At 26.4% G+C, this 16,649-nt stretch carries 20 protein-coding genes and 1 pseudogene; 1 reads left to right on the top strand and 20 read right to left on the bottom strand.

Annotated elements, in window-relative coordinates; genetic code table 11:
- Positions 1 to 495 precede the first annotated feature (495 nt).
- From Q0958_RS02655 to Q0958_RS02625, 7 genes are all read right to left on the bottom strand, one after another.
- Complete coding sequence (locus tag Q0958_RS02655; protein WP_299119230.1) at positions 496 to 873, bottom strand: hypothetical protein; 378 nt, start codon at positions 871 to 873, stop codon at positions 496 to 498.
- Between the two features lie 161 nt (positions 874 to 1,034).
- Entirely contained in the window at positions 1,035 to 1,460 is a 426-nt protein-coding gene (locus tag Q0958_RS02650) for a hypothetical protein (RefSeq protein ID WP_299119227.1), read from the bottom strand.
- Positions 1,461 to 1,791: 331 nt separating this feature from the next.
- Positions 1,792 to 2,430, bottom strand: a complete 639-nt coding sequence (locus Q0958_RS02645; RefSeq protein WP_299119224.1) for a DUF6705 family protein — start codon at positions 2,428 to 2,430, stop codon at positions 1,792 to 1,794.
- Positions 2,431 to 2,446: 16 nt separating this feature from the next.
- Positions 2,447 to 2,707, bottom strand: coding sequence for a hypothetical protein (locus Q0958_RS02640; protein ID WP_299119221.1), 261 nt, complete (start codon positions 2,705 to 2,707; stop codon positions 2,447 to 2,449).
- A 145-nt stretch (positions 2,708 to 2,852) separates the two neighbouring features.
- Positions 2,853 to 3,509 carry a DUF6705 family protein gene (locus Q0958_RS02635; protein ID WP_299119219.1) on the bottom strand — a complete coding sequence of 219 codons (657 nt, stop codon included), beginning with the start codon at positions 3,507 to 3,509 and terminating at the stop codon, positions 2,853 to 2,855.
- Between the two features lie 16 nt (positions 3,510 to 3,525).
- The gene (locus Q0958_RS02630) at positions 3,526 to 5,058 is read right to left on the bottom strand and encodes a hypothetical protein (protein WP_299119217.1); all 1,533 of its coding nucleotides are present in this window, start codon (positions 5,056 to 5,058) and stop codon (positions 3,526 to 3,528) included.
- 291 nt (positions 5,059 to 5,349) lie between these two features.
- Positions 5,350 to 5,598, bottom strand: coding sequence for a CPBP family glutamic-type intramembrane protease (locus tag Q0958_RS02625; protein WP_299119215.1), 249 nt, complete (start codon positions 5,596 to 5,598; stop codon positions 5,350 to 5,352).
- Between Q0958_RS02625 and Q0958_RS02620 the strand changes: the two genes are divergently transcribed.
- Positions 5,590 to 5,826, top strand: coding sequence for a hypothetical protein (locus Q0958_RS02620; protein WP_299119213.1), 237 nt, complete (start codon positions 5,590 to 5,592; stop codon positions 5,824 to 5,826). The two genes, Q0958_RS02625 and Q0958_RS02620, sit on opposite strands and share 9 nt — an antisense overlap.
- 391 nt (positions 5,827 to 6,217) lie before the next feature.
- On the opposite strand, the gene Q0958_RS02615 is transcribed toward Q0958_RS02620, so the two are convergent.
- The 13 genes and pseudogenes from Q0958_RS02615 to bla all read right to left on the bottom strand — a co-directional run.
- A complete protein-coding gene (locus tag Q0958_RS02615) occupies positions 6,218 to 8,884 on the bottom strand; it encodes a carboxypeptidase-like regulatory domain-containing protein (protein WP_299119210.1) in 2,667 nt (888 codons plus the stop codon).
- A 3-nt stretch (positions 8,885 to 8,887) separates the two neighbouring features.
- Entirely contained in the window at positions 8,888 to 9,649 is a 762-nt protein-coding gene (locus Q0958_RS02610) for a GLPGLI family protein (RefSeq protein WP_299119208.1), read from the bottom strand.
- 85 nt (positions 9,650 to 9,734) lie between these two features.
- Positions 9,735 to 10,109 (bottom strand): hypothetical protein, encoded by a 375-nt coding sequence (locus Q0958_RS02605; RefSeq protein WP_299119206.1) that lies wholly within the window; start codon positions 10,107 to 10,109, stop codon positions 9,735 to 9,737.
- A gap of 432 nt (positions 10,110 to 10,541) precedes the next feature.
- The gene (locus tag Q0958_RS02600; RefSeq protein WP_299119203.1) at positions 10,542 to 11,204 is read right to left on the bottom strand and encodes a CPBP family intramembrane glutamic endopeptidase; all 663 of its coding nucleotides are present in this window, start codon (positions 11,202 to 11,204) and stop codon (positions 10,542 to 10,544) included.
- A 113-nt stretch (positions 11,205 to 11,317) separates the two neighbouring features.
- Positions 11,318 to 12,157: a LytTR family DNA-binding domain-containing protein gene (locus tag Q0958_RS02595; RefSeq protein ID WP_299119200.1), complete on the bottom strand. Its 840-nt coding sequence runs from the start codon at positions 12,155 to 12,157 to the stop codon at positions 11,318 to 11,320.
- Between the two features lie 85 nt (positions 12,158 to 12,242).
- Complete coding sequence (locus Q0958_RS02590) at positions 12,243 to 12,743, bottom strand: hypothetical protein (RefSeq protein WP_299119198.1); 501 nt, start codon at positions 12,741 to 12,743, stop codon at positions 12,243 to 12,245.
- 25 nt (positions 12,744 to 12,768) lie between these two features.
- The gene (locus Q0958_RS02585) at positions 12,769 to 13,515 is read right to left on the bottom strand and encodes a hypothetical protein (protein WP_299119196.1); all 747 of its coding nucleotides are present in this window, start codon (positions 13,513 to 13,515) and stop codon (positions 12,769 to 12,771) included.
- A gap of 18 nt (positions 13,516 to 13,533) precedes the next feature.
- A complete protein-coding gene (locus tag Q0958_RS02580) occupies positions 13,534 to 13,917 on the bottom strand; it encodes a hypothetical protein (protein WP_299119194.1) in 384 nt (127 codons plus the stop codon).
- Complete coding sequence (locus Q0958_RS02575; RefSeq protein WP_299119192.1) at positions 13,914 to 14,213, bottom strand: hypothetical protein; 300 nt, start codon at positions 14,211 to 14,213, stop codon at positions 13,914 to 13,916. Before Q0958_RS02575 ends, Q0958_RS02580 begins: the two co-directional genes overlap by 4 nt.
- Positions 14,214 to 14,244: 31 nt before the next feature.
- On the bottom strand, positions 14,245 to 14,832 hold the full coding sequence (locus Q0958_RS02570) for a hypothetical protein (protein WP_299119190.1): 588 nt from the start codon (positions 14,830 to 14,832) through the stop codon (positions 14,245 to 14,247).
- Positions 14,833 to 14,913: 81 nt separating this feature from the next.
- The gene (locus tag Q0958_RS02565) at positions 14,914 to 15,348 is read right to left on the bottom strand and encodes a hypothetical protein (RefSeq protein WP_299119187.1); all 435 of its coding nucleotides are present in this window, start codon (positions 15,346 to 15,348) and stop codon (positions 14,914 to 14,916) included.
- Positions 15,348 to 15,947 carry a dienelactone hydrolase family protein gene (locus Q0958_RS02560; RefSeq protein ID WP_299119975.1) on the bottom strand — a complete coding sequence of 200 codons (600 nt, stop codon included), beginning with the start codon at positions 15,945 to 15,947 and terminating at the stop codon, positions 15,348 to 15,350. The genes Q0958_RS02565 and Q0958_RS02560 overlap by 1 nt, the downstream gene beginning before the upstream one ends.
- Positions 15,927 to 16,649: pseudogene (gene bla / locus Q0958_RS02555) on the bottom strand (subclass B1 metallo-beta-lactamase); the annotation flags it as partial. The gene Q0958_RS02560 and the pseudogene bla, both read right to left, overlap by 21 nt.

Raw genomic sequence — 16,649 nt, 5'->3', positions numbered from 1 at the left:
TCTTTTTTTATAGTAAAATTTATTCCTAACTTTTAAGACGAATCTATTTTAATTTATTCATTATATCCCTTGCTTTATAATTATCTGTTTTAGTTTTATTAAGCAAGTCTTTATATTTTTTACAAGGGTTAATTAAATGGATAATATTGGTTTTGTATATGAAATTAACAGACTTAATGTTCTATTGTTTTCAGTTTAAGAATAAAAAGCTAGCAGAAAGAACAAACTTTGTAGTTTGCACTTAACTGCTATTTTTATACATCGTGTCATGTATTTTTTCTATTCCTCTTAAAGTTAGTCAAAAGATATCTTAATAAATAAATAATGCTTCCAAACGGGAATATTATTATCATTATTATCCATAAAAAGACTGAAATACCTTTTTCTTTTTTTAAACAAAGAACTAAACTTGTAATTAATAAAATACAATATATAATAATGAGTACTAAAAATTCTTTAGGTGCTAGTATGCTGTTTACTATCATAATATTAACTTTAATTACAACAAACAGCTTGTGAAGATAAACACATATGTTGTCCCCAAGCACAACTAGTATTAATACCTCCAATTCTAGAACAACCCCCTAATTCTCCAGCCACTATTTCATATGCTGCTTCTTGGTCAACATTTGCTTCTGAAACACTTTGATTCCCCCAAAAACTATACACATAATAAGTATTCCAAAAACTACAAGCCTGTTTTGATGGTAGTGTTTTATGTATTACTGCTTCTGTATTTACAAGCGTGACTCTATTTTGTGTATTTTCATTAAAATATAAAAGCAAAATTGATAGTTCATTTTTTCTAATATCTTTAGTGTTAGTAGTATAAAAAGGCTCATTATTTTGATTAGTTTTAGAAAGTTTTTTCATTTTAAGGTAAATCACTAGTTATTTAGATATTAGCAATATGAATTGTAACGGTAACGTATAAGCATAGTAAGGGATTGATAAGCGATTAGTTTCGGTTTAAACTACTTTTGATTTTAGCTTTTTAGCCCTTATTATACTTATACAATGTTGTGGTTTCATATTTATTTCAAATCAGAATCATTAATCTCCAATATCTTTTTTATCCAAAGATTATTTTCAACATATTCTTGCCAATTATCTTTAAAGTTATATCCTTCTTTTTCTAATTTTTGGTAAAACCATTTCGTTCTTGAGAAAAACACCATATTTAGGAAATCTATATGTGAAGCACCTTCAAACCATATTTTATCAATTTTTTCGATACATTCGTTTAATGGCAAATCAAAATATTCATAAGTTTCGGCACTTCCTACTCGTAATATTTTTTTTGATAAAAGAATTTTGATAATATTAAGAACTTTGCTTTTAATTTCTTGTTCTTTTAAATTTGGATAAAACTCTTTCACGTTTTCTATAAAACTATATAAATATTCAAAATGACAGGAATTATCGATTATTATAGATTGTATTTTTTCTATTTCAGTCATTATTTTATGAATTTTAATTCTTTTGTTTTTGCCCAAATTGAAGGGAATTTTAAACCAATGTTAGCAACTAAATTAGCTGTACCTGAATTATCAAAATTTATAAATGTAATATAATTTCCGATATGATATCTGCAACTTTAATTTTTGATTCAACTCGCTTCTTTCTTCCATCTTGTAAACCGTCTAAATAATCATCTCCAAACCTGATAAAATCTTTTTTGTTTCTAATATGAATAGCGTAAATGGTGTTTTGTGCTGTTGTAACAGAAAAACAAAATCACTATGGTTTTTAACGTGATTATGAATAAAACCATGCTGCTGTACTATGAAATTATAAAGGAGGAGGTATGTTCGATATTTTAGTTAAAATTAAACTGGTAGGAATGCTGAAATCTAAAGTAAAGGTACCTCCACTTCTAATCCCCATAGGTCTATTAATTAGTTTTAAGGACATTTTTAAGGGTTGTGTTGAATTAGTAATTTTCAATTTAGCATCTGCTCTTTTACCTTCACTTATAGAGCCATCAGAATTTTTTCCTTTAATACCATAGTCTATAAATCTAGCATTTGTAATTGTTAAACCATCTTTAGTAAAACCAAAAAAAGGGCCATATTGCTTTTTATTAGGAACACGTGGATTTAATAACCATTTTTTAGAATTCATTTTTACAATTCCTTTTTCTTTGTATATATAATATCCCATAATACCATCTTTAAATTGAAGCCCTTGAGGTCCATATAAACCATTAGGTACTTTATCTAATTTATATAAATACATAGTAAATTCTTTAGTTCCTTGTTTAGCTTTCCAAACTCCTATAAAAGGGTTTCTAATATTGTTTATATCTTTAGTATGCCAAGGTTTAGGGTCTTCTATTGTACCATAAGGACCTTCTAAAGGATATATAGTTTGAGCTTTACAGTTTATACTTATTATAGAAATAGTTAATAATAAAAATAAATTTTTCATAGTTTTTAGTTTTCAATTAATTACAAGGAGTTATTGAGGTGTTTTTAGTTTTAGGGTTATATTTAATTTTAGACCACTTATTAAAGTTGGTATTTGTCTTATATAGTTCTAAACCAGTATCTCCTTGGCCGCCTCCAAAAAACAGCATTTTTGTAAAATGTTTTTCATTTAAGACATTACTATTTGAATTTTTTATACCACCTTTGAAAAACTTATCATCTTCACCATCATATACAAAGGGTAAAAAATCGTTACTTCCATCTTGTAAACCGTCCAAATAATCATCTCCAAACCTGATAAAATCTTTTTTGTTTCTAATATGAATAGCGTAAGTAGTGTTTTGTGCTGTTGTAACTGCAAAAACAAAGTTACTATGGTTTTTAACGTGATTATGAATAAAACCATGCTGCTATACTATGAAATTATAAAGGAGGAGGTATGTTCGATATTTTAGTTAAAATTAAATTGGTAGGAATACTGAAATTATAATTATCCGGTTCGATTTTACCAGAAGTATGTATTACAATACCTTCAAAATTATTAATTAGTTTTAAGGACATTTTTAAGGGTTGTGTTGAATTAGTAATTTTCAATTCGGCATCTGCTCTTTTACCTTCACTTATAGAGCCATCAGAATTTTTTCCTTTAATACCATAGTCTATAAATCTAGCATTTGTAATTGTTAAACCATCTTTAGTAAAACCAAAAAAAGGTCCATATTGCTTTTTATTAGGAACATGTGGATTTAATAACCATTTTTTAGAATTAATTTTTACAATTCCGTTTTCTTTATATATATAACATCCCATAATGCCATCTTTAAATTGAAGCCCTTGAGGTCCATATAAACCATTAGGAACTTTATCTAATTTATATAAATACATAGTAAATTCTTTAGTTCCTTGTTTAGCTTTCCAAACTCCTATAAAAGAGTTTCTGATATTGTTTATATCTTTAGTATATATAGGAGGCTTGGGGTCTTCTATTGTACTGTAAGGACCTTCTAAAGGATATATAGTTTGAGCTTTACAGTTTATGCTTATTATAGAAATAGTTAATAATAAAAATAAATTTTTCATAGTTTTTAGTTTTCAATTAATTACAAGGAGTTATTGAGGTATTTTTAGTTTTAGGGTTATATTTAATTTTAGACCACTTATTAAAGTTGGTATTTGTCTTATATAGTTCTAAACCAGTATCTCCTTGGCCACCTCCAAAAAACAGCATTTTTGTAAAATGTTTTTCATTTAAGGCATTACTATTTGAATTTTTTATACCACCTTTGAAAAAATAATCATCTTCACCACCATATACAAAGGGTAAAAAATCGTTATTTCCATCTTGTAAACCGTCTAAATAATCATCTCCAAACCTGATAAAATCTTTTTTGTTTCTAATATGAATAGCGTAAACGGTGTTTTGTGCTGTTGTAACTGCAAAAACAAAATTACTATGGTCATTGATATTATTATTTTTTAATAATAGATATAAGCTGTATAAATCTTTAGGGCTAAAAACAGATAAATCTTTGTTGTTATTTGAATCATAATGATTATGTATAAAACCGTCTATTTTGTATCCATTTTTTATAGTAAAATTTATCCCTAATTTTTCAGGCATACCTATTTTAATATTATAATTATATTCATTATTAGAGAGTTTCATTATATACCCTGTTTCATAATTATCTGTTTTAGTTTTATTAAGCAAGTCTTTAAGTTTGTCTTTGAACTTTTTATTTTGGGCTAGTTTTTTAAAATTTTTACAAGGGTTAATTAAATGGCTAATATCTGTAGGAATAAAAGCTACATCTCCATTTTCTGTAGGACAGTTGTTATTATTTTTCATAAGTACAACAACATCAAGTTTTCCATTGGAGCATGAAGTAACTTTAGTTATAGATGCTCTATCACTACCTTCTCCCTTACAATTTTCGCCAGGTAAATGATTTCCTCCTGCAGTACATCTTCTTACATGTAAAGTAGTAGTACAAACAGGTGCACTACCAGAAATTGAACCTCCTCCTAATGTAATGTCATTATCATTTGGAGAACTACTTACACCGTTAGAGTTATTAGGAGAAATGTTATCTGATGGATTAAAATCTTGAGGGTCGCAATTCCCTAACTTGCTTTTTAAGTTATTATTAAAATTTTCTAAATAGAACTTATAAAGTTTTCCTTTAAAAAATGCTAAATCAAAATTATGTTCTTTAAAAATAGGATATTGCTCTGGAGCACAAACATATTTTCTTATATATGGTTTAGCCTTTTTACCATTTTTATCTTCAGGTATAATCAGATTATAAAAAGTGAATTTATTTGCTGTTGGAACATTTAAGAAAAAACTATAATTACTGTAACCATCAACATCTTTTACCTTTATAATTTCTTTAGTGTTAATAGTATAAAAAGGCTCATTATTTTGATTAGTTTTAGAAAGTTTTTTATTTATACTTTGTATTTCAAGCTTTAGTTTAGGAAATTCAATTATGTTAACAAATTCGTATGTTCCCTTATAAGAATTTATATTATTTGTGGGAGTAATAAGTATTTGATCTTTATTACAAGCAGAACAAAAAATTAATAATAGAAATAATTTTAGGTAGTTTATTTTTCTCTTTTTCATAGATGTTAAAAGTTTTTTTCATTTTAAGGTAAATCACTAGTTACTTAGATATCAGCAATATGAACTGTAACTTACTTATAATGAGAACTATTTTCTTTATTAAGGTATCTAAAAATGAGGTTTTTACATAGGTAAAATGAATAAGCGGTAACTATGATGTAATAAACGGTTAGATTTTTTGTTTTATCGGTTTAAAACAAGTTTTATGAGTTAATTTAAAAGAATAGTTTTATTCTTGTTAAAACATTATAGTACGAAAATGCAAGTTTTAAACATTATTATTTAGTATAATTATAACAAACCAAAGTATATACATATGAGTGCTATGGTGTCAAAAAAACCATGTACTGCTATAATAAACCATAAATCGTATTTACGTAAGTAATATATGAGTGCTAAGAGTGCTCCTACTGTTCCTGTAACTAATTGCCCTGTAATTCCTTGATAACTGTGCATAAAGCCAAAAAAACAAGCTAAAAGAATAATATTAAGAGCAATGCTGATTTTACTTTCTCCAAAGAATTTTACAAATTGTCGCATGAAATAACTTTGGTCATAGATGCTCTATCACTACTTTGTCCTTTGCAATTTTCGCTAGGTAAATTATTTCCTCTTGCAGTACATCTTCTTACATGTAAAGTAGTAATAAAAACAATTGTACTATCAGAAATTGAAGCTCCTTCTAATGTAATGTCATTATCATTTGGAGAACTACTTTCACCGTTAGAGTTATTAGGAAAAATGTTATCTGATGGATTAAAACTTTAAGGGTCGAAATTCCCTAACTTGCTTTGTAAGTTATTATTAAAATTTTCTAAATAGAACTTATAAAGTTTTCCTTTAAAAAACGCTAAATCAAAATTATGTTCTTTAAAAATAGGATATTGCTCTGGAGTACAAACATATTTTCTTATATATGGTTTAGCTTTTTTACCATTTTTATCATAAGGTATAATCAGATTATAAAAAGTGAATTTATTTGCTGTTGGGACATTTAAGAAAAAACTATAATTTCTTTAGTGTTAATAGTATAAAAAAGGCTCATTATTTTGATTAGTTTTAGAAAGTTTTTTTATTTTAAGGTAAATCACTAGCTGTTTAGATATCAGCAATATGAATTGTATACGGTGTTGGTCGCCGTTTTTATTCCGTTCCGATGTCAAAATCTGTATTCCAATTTTAAAAGTACAAATTTTGGTAGTAATCTATATTCAGTTGTTGATGTTCCAATATCGCTGACTGAAAAATTTCTAAACCTTTTGGCATTGAACAAGTTTTTGCCAGTGAGTCCTAATGTTAGTTTATTTTCGATAAGTTTGTACCTTGCATCAAGGTCCAAAAAATAATAAATATTATCGTTTTGTAAATTTCCAAAATAATAACATTCTGATTGAATTTTTACATCGAATTTTTTATTAAGTACAAAAAATAAATCAAGGAAACTTACATTGTCTGTAAACGAATTACTAATAGTTGTTTCTATTTCGGTTGTTGCCCATTTTGTGCCAATATGGTAGTTAAAAACACCTCTAAAACCAGAACGAAATTCTAAACCATAATTGTAATTATTTGAGGTTACTTGTCTTAAATTAGAGTTGTTTACAATATTTTTAAACTCACTTTTGGTATAACCTAAATCTAACTTTAAGTTTGAAGATATGAATTTAAAAAAATAATTGAGTTTAGAATTGATGCTGATAAAATCACGGTCTTTAATCAGTATTTTCACTGCTTGTGTAAAATTTTGTTCAATGCTAGTATTTGTTGAAAAGAAATCGTGGTTTTTGCTATACAGTATAAATGTGTTGGCAAAAAAGCGGTCGCTCCAATTACCAAGTTGGTAATTAAAAACCAAACTAGAAGCATCTAACTGATTAATACCACCTGTTCCTTTTGAAAAAGAGTGAAAGCCTGTCAAAACAAAATCGCTAAATACGTCCAAAACTCTAGCGTTTGTTGTATTGTAGGAATACGATGATGTAATTTTATTTTTATCATTAATTTTCCAATTAAAACCTAAACTTGGATTGATAAAAAAAGGATTTTGTGTGTTTGATATGTTATTGTTTTCTAAACGATTGAATAGTTGATGAACATTTAGTTTTCCAACAATACCGAAATCATTAATTTTTAAACGGTACTTACTTTTTAGATACAAGTCGTTAACTTGATAACTTGTTTGGTTTTGATAACCATTTGGATTGTTTAAAACTGAATTATCTTCTAAAAGAGAAAACTCTGTTATCAGTTTATCTTTTCTATATTCGTTACCTAATTGAAGTTCCAATAAATGACCGTTTGTTTTACGGTTTAACAAATGTGCATTTATTCCTGCAAATTGCATTAGATTGGTACTTTGCTGACTTACATTATTAGCATTACTATTTGCTGGAAATAAGTCTTGATAAAAGAATTGATTTAAGCTATAGTTCTGCGGTGACTTTTCATGAATATAACGTCCTGTTATTAAAAATACTTTTTTGTCTTTAAACTTATTGGTATAACTTATTTTTTGGTCGAAAAGTGTGTTTTGGTGTTGTAAATTTTCAATGGTGGAATTACCATTGAAGAATAAATTAGAATTATCATTAAAATCTCCGTCATTATATTTGGTGCTAGCCTTTAGCATTTTAGTTTTAGAAATGTTGTATGTAAAATCTAGTTTACCAAAAACAACTCTATTTTTATTTCTTAGTTGAAGTTTTTGGGTATTGGTGAAATTTGTTCCATTAATATCTATTATATCAATGTTATTTCTAAAAAAGTCCGTTTCGTCCCAATTAAAAAAAACTAAGGTTTTGATTTTTAACTTTTCGGTAGGATTAAAAATAGCGTTTAGTGATACTAATTCCGCATTATTAAAATTGGTTTTACTTTCTCTAAAATTCAGATTGTCTGCCGATAAATTAAGTATTGAATTTACCTTTTGGTTGTCGCCAGTGCTTGCTAGCTCATTAATTCGAAAAGGTCTTACTAAATTTTCTATATCTCCTATGGCATCGTAACCTATATTGTTAAGATTAGTGAAAAAATAATATTTATTTTTTTTACCAAAATTCATTAAATTTCCTTTTAGTTGATAAAAACTATCATTTCCAATATTAGTTTCGATATTACCAAACCAAATGCGTTTGGATTTCTCATCAAGTTTTAAGTTTAAAGCTACTTTATTAGTTTCTTCAACACCTTTTAATAAACGGTTATTAGAATAATTTTTTAAAACTTCAACTTCTTCAATAGGATAAGAAGGCATATTTTTAGAAAGAGTTTTATACCCTTTTTCAAAAAAATCGTCACCATCTACCATTAATTTTTCAATTTCTTGATTTCCTATTTTTATTGTACCATCAGAGCTAATATTAATTCCCGGAATTATTTTTAATAAATCTTCAATTGTTTGTTCGGTTCCTTTAACATAATATTTTGTTTTAAATTTAATAGTATCCTTTTTAATAGATATTGGTAATTCAGATTGAATAATTACTTCATCCAAGTCCATTATTTTTTCTTTTAAAATTGCATCGATTTTTAATTGCTTTTGTTTTGAATTTAGAACTAAAGGAATAGTTTTGGTTTCATAACCAAGCGAAGTAAATATTAGATTGAATTTACCTGATTTATTAGGTTTTAAATTATAAATACCTTTTTGATTAGAATAAGAATAAGCAACAATAGATTTAGAAATACTATCTTTTAAAACAACATTTGTGTACATTAAAGGTTTGTTTTTTGTATCCAAAATCAAACCTTTTATATCGAAGAATGTTTGAGCATTTAATTTTGGATAAAAAAGCATTAATAATAAAATTATAGATAACCTATTCATAAATTATTCTATTTCTATTGATTTTATAACAGGTACACTTATTTTCATTTTATATCCTCTGCCTATTTTACTTGACATTTTTTTTTCTAAATCAGAGAAGAATTTTTTTACATCTTTATTATATTTTTCTTTGGTACTAAATTTAGCCTCTTTTCTTATATTTATTAATTTTGGAATTGTTGTATGAGAATTAGTTATTTTTTTAGCTATGAAAAATACTTCTTTTGTATCGTCAAAAATCTCTAAAATTAAACCAGGTAATCCGTGAAATTTAAACGGGCCAAAAAATGTAGGTATTTCTAAAGTATACCAAGCAGTGTATTTCCTACCTCTAAACTCACAAAAAGCTTTATAACATTCGTAGTCTTTGATAGTCTTTGTTTCATTACTTAATTTCCATTTTATAATAGGTGTCTTTTCTCCTATTATAAAATATTTTTTTATTGAGAATCCTTCTTTTAATTCATATAAAGAATCTTTTTTTTTATCAGTCAGTACAATATTGTGTGCTTTACTATGTATTTTTACATTAAAATAGTAGGAAGTATCAGTTTCTTGCATTTTACTAGATTTTTTTTCAGATTCTATAAAATCTTCTATACTAATAAAATAAGATGATTCGTTATTGAAAATTAATCTAGAATTATATTGACTAGAGCCTAAAAAATTTAATACCATATCATATTCAACTTCTATATTTGTTTTGTTTTGACTTATAGATATGTTAGAAATAAACATAAAAGTTATTAATATTATTTTTTTCATATTGTTTTAAATTAAATAGGAGAGATGATTTTTTAAATCATCTCTCCATTATTATTAAAATTAAATTGGAATCATTAATTACCTATTATTTCATAGCATTTTTAACTTCCTTAAGAATTTCATTTGCAATTGCTTGACCTTTTTTTCTAATTTCACTACAAGGACCTGAAACTTCAACACTAATTTCAACATAATTTCTACCAATACCAACGCTACCTTTAGCAGTTACTTTACATTGAAGTTCATCATCTACATTTTTTAGTTCTTTCTCAAGAAATTTTCCTATAAGGGTATTAATTTCTTTTGCTGTTTTTTTGGTTAAATTCCCTAAGTCAATAGTTAAAATAAGTTCATTCGATACACTTACTGTATCTGAACTATTAAATTTAGTAGTATTGCTGTTAGCAAATACAATTGTTCCAATTAGCATAAAAGCTAAAGCAAAAATTACATTTTTCATAGATTTCTATTTTTAAACGATTATGTTACCAAATTGTACATCTTTTGGGTCTTTGTAATTTGGTAAACGGATTATTCCGCACTTTTTAGACCTTTGGTATTCATTTTTTTTACTTTTCGATTACCAATTCACAATTTTATTTCCTCTTTTTGAGATTCCGTAAATCGGATGGTTATTGAATTATTCTTTCGGTGTCCAAATGACTACCAACTTACTCATAATAAGTAACTGTTTACTTCATCAAGATATCTAAAAATGAGGTTTTTACATAGGTAAAATGAATAAGCGGTAACTATGATGTAATAAACGGTTAGATTTTTTGTTTTATCGGTTTAAAACAGGTTTTATGAGTTAATTTAAAAGAATAGTTTTATTCTTGTTAAAACATGATAGTACTAAAATGTAAGTTTTAAACATTATTATTTAGTATAATTATACCAAACCAAAGTATATGCATATGAGTGCTATGGTGTCAAAAAAGCCATGTACTGCTATAATAAACCATAAATCGTATTTACGCAAGTAATATATGAGTGCTAAGAGTGCTCCTACTATTCCTGTAACTAATTGCCCTGTAATTCCTTGATAACTGTGCATAAAGCCAAAAAAACAAGCTAAAAGAATAATATTAAGAGCAATACTGATTTTGCTTTCTCCAAAGAATTTTACAAATTGTCGCATGAAATAACCACGAAAGATAATTTCTTCTCCAAATCCGGCCGTTGCCCACACTAATAATAAAGCTACTAAACAGGCTGGAAGATTTCCTTTTAATTGATCAAAAGCTGAATAATCTATTGGTGCTTCTGTAAGTTTTGTAATTCCAGGAACTAATATAAATATATAGAAAATAAAGAGTGCTAGTGCAACTAATGGTGCTAGTATAAAGATGTTTTTGGTGGTAAATTTTTTGCGTTGAAAACCAAGTTCTAAAAATGCTTCTTTTTTATATTCTATATAGTTTGCTATAATAATTAAAATTGAAATAACGATGTTTTCTATGTAACCTATACTAATGGGACCAAACCATAAAGTGCAGATAATTGTAATGGTAATTAATGGGATTAATGTTTGTTTTAAGGTGATTTTGTTCATTGTTTTGGGTTTTAAATTTGAAACGAAATAATGAACTAATTTTTTGAAATCCCTTTTAAATACTGATGTTTTTGCTGAGTGGTCGTGAATTTTTACTGAATAGTCGATATCTTTTATTGATACCAATTTAAAAATGCTTTTCGTTTGTAACGACTGATATTAATTTCGGCTATTGCATCATTTTCAAATGTTGTTTTTAATTTAATTAGCAACTTACCATTTTCAATTTTTTTAACTAAATCTACTGCATTTTTATGAATGATAATTTTACGATTGGCTCTAAAAAATAACTGGTCGTTTATTTTTTCCTCTAGTTCATTTAATGTAAAATCGGTATTAATTGTTGTTCCATCATTTTGTACTGCAAAAACAATTTTATTTTCAATATAAAAACATCTAATATTTTCATAAGTAAGCTTTGTTATTTTTGTGGCGTTTTCTATAGTTATTTCTGCATCTTTTAAAGAAAACTTATATAAATTATAGATGTCTTGTGCGTAGAATAAGCTGATGAAAATAAAACATATTAATAAAGTGATTAGTAATCCGATTAATAAATAATAAAATACTCCTATTTGTCCTACTGCAATTATATTTAAAAGGATATTTACAGGTATATACATGATTGCTATATACCCTAGTGTTGAAATTATAAACCGGGCTATAGTTTTTATATCTACCTTTTTTGAGAAATGTTTTTTCTTATAGAATTTGAAATTAAAGTCTGCTATGATTCCAATAAGAATTGATAAAATAATTGTTGAAAGAAACCCTTCTATAGGAAATCTATATGATTCACTAGTTGGAAAACTTTCTCGTTTAGCTAAATGATTTACTACTAAAGAGAAAATAATTAATATAACTACTTTCTGAAACCAATACCATGTAGTACTATTGATAAATTTATGCCATGTTGTTTTTATTGTACTCTTGGTTGGTTGTATAGAACTCATGGATTAGAAGCTATTTTTAATCCAAAAATAAAGAATAATTTTTGCTATGTTAATATTGTAAATGTATAATAGAAATGCTTTGTTTTTAATCTTTTATTAAGTGTTCAATATCTTGGGAAGTAAAAATGTAAGAAAATCCATTTCCATCTGCTCCCATTGCTTCTGCATTTGCAATAACTATTTTGAGTTCTTTGATTAGGTAATTTCCTTCCTCTATTTCTTTAAATTCATATCCTTGAGAGTTTAGTTGATTTAAATAGCTGGTGATATTTTTTCCAAACTCCATTTCTATTTTATTGATTTTAATCTTAATACCCCAATGAACTTCTAATTCTTGTAGTTGATTGTTTTTATTATAATTTAAAAAGGAATAGCTTTTTTCTTCACTAATGTTTTGATATACATCTCTTTTTTGTTCTATGTTATGACTTGTATCTCCATCAAAGAATTGTGATACTTCTATAGTTTCATCTTCTTCTTTGTGCTTATTCTTTAACTTTTGTCTGACTATTTTTCTGTCTTCATTCCAGTTGAATATATCTGTATGTATTTTAAATCCTTTATTTGGTAATATTTCTAATATCATCCTTTGTTTGGTTTAGACGATTGTTTTAATACTTATAAGTAAAGTATTCTTCTAATTTTTCAGAATCATATTCTATTATTTCTCCTGTTGTAGCATTCATTTTAAAATGATGTTTTACTTCTGGAAAACAACTAGGCCCAAAAATACTTCCATTTCTAACTAATGTATTTGTCTCCCAAATAAAAGATTTAGTTTTTTTATCGAACCATAATTCTATACTGAGTTTTTTATATGGAATTTTTCTACGAATTAACTCTGAATGTACTGAGTCTATTGGTATTGTTTTATTGAATACTTCAGTTATAGGGAATTGAATGTCCTTAATTATTTTTCCATTTTTGTCTATCATTAAGTTCAATCCAATTTTTTCGATTCCGATTTCTGGTTTTTTTAAGTGATATGTTGCTGAATATACAGGAAATGCCATGATTGTATCACACTCTTCTTTTTCTTTTTGTTGTCCTAAAAGAGATACGATATCATCTGAATTTCTCTTAATTTTAATTGGCTTATTTGAAAATACATCAACGTTTTTAAATTCCAGTTTTTGAAAGATTGAATCTCCTAACCTTTTTTTGAAGTAAGCTTTTATGTTATTCTGTATGTCAGTTGGAATTTTGTCTAAAGTATTTAATTCAGCAGAATAACAGCTGTTAATGTTTTTATAGGATTCTAACTTTGAAACTAATTGGGGATATTTATCTCGTGAGTATTTATTACACGATATAAGAATAATGGTAATAAATAAGAAATGTAATATTTTATTTTTCATTTAGGAAGTAGCAATTTGTTATAAACAAAGTTTTATTTCTAAAGGGTATTTTTTCCCGTTGATATAGGTTTCTCCTAAAATTATAATCCAATTATTAAGAATACTTATATTAACAACAACATCATTATGTTCCATAAAATATAATGCTACTTCATAGTTATTTTGATTTTGCTCGTTGATAATAATTTGTTTGCTTTTACCTAAATCTATTTGATGTGCATAAAATTCTGGTGGATATAATCCATAGCTGAATTCAAAATTCTCTTTATCACATAACTGATCGAAGATATTTTCATCTGCTTTTATGGTTAAATCAATTATTTGATTTCCATTTATTTCAATAGTACTTTCGTTACGATTTATGGAGAAATTATAATCTCCTATTGAAAACCTTTCTTTCATTCGTATATTTTTACTCCTTCTAATATTGTTTTGAAGTTTTGCCAGGTAGGCTTGTCTGCATCAATATTCATTTTCATATTATCATAATAACCTTGAATATCTTCTGTATATACCTCCATTGCCTCTATGAAATCTTCTAAGGTCTTATTCTCCCAATTAGATTTATTTTCTTTTAAATCTTTTCTAAACTCTTTTAAAAAATCTATAAATTCAATTCTAGTCATTGTATTTTCTAATATTTCTTTTTCAATTTTTGTAAGTCCAATATACCTAATGTATGTTAGTATTTCAAGCACAGAATTTTAGTGTTAATTTTAAAAAATATTTCTAATTTTTATTTCCTATAATTCTTATTTCATTTGCTTTTTTAATATTCTCTGCTGTTTTAGTTGTTATTTGTATTAAGTTGATTTCTATTTTATTATTTGATGTTTTTATTTGGGTCGGAATAATTTTTAAAATAAATTTTTCATCTATTAGAAACTCGGTCTCATTACTTTCTAATACTTTTTCGTTTATTTGATAGAGTATTGGATTTTTATTTAGTGTCAAATATTTTTCTGTAAGACTTTTTAATGTTACAAATTTTGGTTTATAGTCTGGTTTCATTTCTACTAGAATCTTACCATTGTAGTTTATTCCATTTTTTTCAAACCTCTTCTTTTCTACTTTTAATGTTGTTATTTTATCGGAATTTATGAAGTCTAAAGACGATTGATTTCCTATCAATTCTCCATCAGCAAAAATTCCTATAGGACTTTGATTTAGATAGGTGCTTTTTATATTTCTTAATATTTTTATTTCTGAATTTCTTGAGTAGATTGGTTTGCTTTTTAGTTGTTTTCCTTTAATGTTTTGATTAAATAAATTGAAATTTTGTAGTATTGTAACTAAGGTAGAATTGTTTTTTTTCATAGCTTTTTTGTTAATGCTTATTCAAATGTAAACTATGCTTCCCTTTTTTTGTACTGTAAATGAGTGAACCCTATTTTTCAATTAGTTTTGCTGTCTTTTTTTCAATAATTCTTTATTCCAATAAATAGGTATTGATAATCCAATTATAAAAAGACCTAAAATTAGCTTTCCTTTTGATAGAGATATTAGGTTGTTAATAGTATTGGTATAGAATAAAATTCCAATAAAAATTATAGCAATAGCAGAAGAAAACCATATTGCTTTTCCTTTCAGGTTTTGTTTGTTTTTTGCTTTCCAGGTTATAAGTGCTATTGGAATTATAACTGTAGGATAATAAATAAATCCTGTTGCATAAGATAGAAAACCTAGTCGAACTATTAAATCTTTTCGATTAGTACTTATAAATTCTTGATAGGTGTAATGATAATAACCATTTATCAATACTATTAAAAAACCAAAAGAAAATATAGCTGATGCTAAAAAGAAAAAATATGGTTGTAAATTATCTTTTTTCATTACTCCATTTCATAATTTCCATTAGCCCATTTTGTTGCTGGTTCTATCCATTCTTTTAATGGTTTGAACAGAAAACCATGTTTCATTCCCGTATGTAGCTCTATTTCTTTAAAATGTGCTATTTCGCATGTTGAATTTTGTTTTCGTTTGATGGCTGATTGCCCAAATGGATCTGTTTTTTCATAAATATTTAAAATATTTCCACAGAAGTTTATTTCTGGAATATTTTCTAAATCACTGTTTTGAAAACTTGCCACAAATACAAAATTCAATTTTGGATTGTTTGCCAAGGTTGATACATACTGTGCTATATAGCCTCCTTTTGAAGTTCCTACAACTGTTATATGCTCTGGTTTAACTCCGTTTGTTACTAAACTGTCTATTTGATTAACAACCTTCGTAGCATATTCTCTTGCATTTACATTGCCTTTTCTTTGTTCACTTATTACAGTTAATTTTCTTTTTTTGAATGCTGCTATTATTTCTTTGTATTCTGTTCTTCCATATTCTGGATGTGATTCTTCTAAATCGTGTTCTTCTAAAAATCGATTATGTAAGAAGAATACATATTTTTTCTTCTCTTTTTCGAATAGGTTTATGGTATAATCTAAGAGTTCTGTTCCGCCGCTTTTTCCATGTCCTGGTATAACTACTTTTATATCTGTTAGTTCTTTTTTTAGTTTTTTTACACTTGTTGGCCATGCTGAGGTATTGGCATCTTCTAAGTTTCCTTTTGGTGCTTTTACTTGTTTTATAAAGCAACCTCCAAACAGTACTTTTTCTGATGGTACATAACCAACAATATTATCTTTAGTATGTCCTTCTCCATAGTATTTTGCTAGTATTGTTTTATTACCTATTTGAAATTCTTTTTCTTTTTCAAAACCATTTTGCGGCAGTACTTTTTCGTTGTTTGCTCTGGCAAGTTCAATTGTTTGTTTGGTTGCATAAGATTTTATTCCTTTTTCATGAAATTGTTCTAAAGTTGCCAAACAATCAATATGAAAATGCGTTGCTATTACTGCTTTAACTTTTCTCTTTCCTATCCAGTTTATTAGTTCTTCTGTTGCTTTTTTATTGGTTGGAGTGTCAAATATAATTGCTTCGTTTCCATTTAAATATATCATTCCATTGCATGGAACTGAACCCCAGCTTTCTGTTTCTAAGTATGATATATGTTGATAAACATTGTTTGCTACTTGTTTAATTTTTAATGTTTCCGATTCATAGTTTTTTGGCTCTTTTTTACATGAAGAAATAAAAAAGATTATAAATAAAGTGAAAAGTAATTTCGATTTCAT

The sequence above is a fragment of the uncultured Tenacibaculum sp. genome (assembly GCF_947499065.1).
In the GTDB taxonomy this organism is placed as follows: Bacteria; Bacteroidota; Bacteroidia; order Flavobacteriales; family Flavobacteriaceae; genus Polaribacter.
This window is presented reverse-complemented; position numbering and strand designations above follow the sequence as displayed.

What these genes read in the sequence shown, in the direction of transcription:
- Q0958_RS02630 (WP_299119217.1), bottom strand. Translation starts at nt 5,058, where the DNA reads ATGAAAAAGAGAAAAATAAACTACCTAAAATTATTTCTATTATTAATT.
- Q0958_RS02645 (WP_299119224.1), bottom strand. Translation starts at nt 2,430, where the DNA reads ATGAAAAATTTATTTTTATTATTAACTATTTCTATAATAAGTATAAAC.
- Q0958_RS02570 (WP_299119190.1), bottom strand. Translation starts at nt 14,832, where the DNA reads ATGAAAAAAAACAATTCTACCTTAGTTACAATACTACAAAATTTCAAT.
- Q0958_RS02635 (WP_299119219.1), bottom strand. Translation starts at nt 3,509, where the DNA reads ATGAAAAATTTATTTTTATTATTAACTATTTCTATAATAAGCATAAAC.
- Q0958_RS02595 (WP_299119200.1), bottom strand. Translation starts at nt 12,157, where the DNA reads ATGAGTTCTATACAACCAACCAAGAGTACAATAAAAACAACATGGCAT.
- Q0958_RS02625 (WP_299119215.1), bottom strand. Translation starts at nt 5,598, where the DNA reads ATGCGACAATTTGTAAAATTCTTTGGAGAAAGTAAAATCAGCATTGCT.
- Q0958_RS02610 (WP_299119208.1), bottom strand. Translation starts at nt 9,649, where the DNA reads ATGAAAAAAATAATATTAATAACTTTTATGTTTATTTCTAACATATCT.
- Q0958_RS02655 (WP_299119230.1), bottom strand. Translation starts at nt 873, where the DNA reads ATGAAAAAACTTTCTAAAACTAATCAAAATAATGAGCCTTTTTATACT.
- Q0958_RS02585 (WP_299119196.1), bottom strand. Translation starts at nt 13,515, where the DNA reads ATGAAAAATAAAATATTACATTTCTTATTTATTACCATTATTCTTATA.
- Q0958_RS02615 (WP_299119210.1), bottom strand. Translation starts at nt 8,884, where the DNA reads ATGAATAGGTTATCTATAATTTTATTATTAATGCTTTTTTATCCAAAA.
- Q0958_RS02580 (WP_299119194.1), bottom strand. Translation starts at nt 13,917, where the DNA reads ATGAAAGAAAGGTTTTCAATAGGAGATTATAATTTCTCCATAAATCGT.
- Q0958_RS02590 (WP_299119198.1), bottom strand. Translation starts at nt 12,743, where the DNA reads ATGATATTAGAAATATTACCAAATAAAGGATTTAAAATACATACAGAT.
- Q0958_RS02600 (WP_299119203.1), bottom strand. Translation starts at nt 11,204, where the DNA reads ATGAACAAAATCACCTTAAAACAAACATTAATCCCATTAATTACCATT.
- Q0958_RS02650 (WP_299119227.1), bottom strand. Translation starts at nt 1,460, where the DNA reads ATGACTGAAATAGAAAAAATACAATCTATAATAATCGATAATTCCTGT.
- Q0958_RS02605 (WP_299119206.1), bottom strand. Translation starts at nt 10,109, where the DNA reads ATGAAAAATGTAATTTTTGCTTTAGCTTTTATGCTAATTGGAACAATT.
- Q0958_RS02565 (WP_299119187.1), bottom strand. Translation starts at nt 15,348, where the DNA reads ATGAAAAAAGATAATTTACAACCATATTTTTTCTTTTTAGCATCAGCT.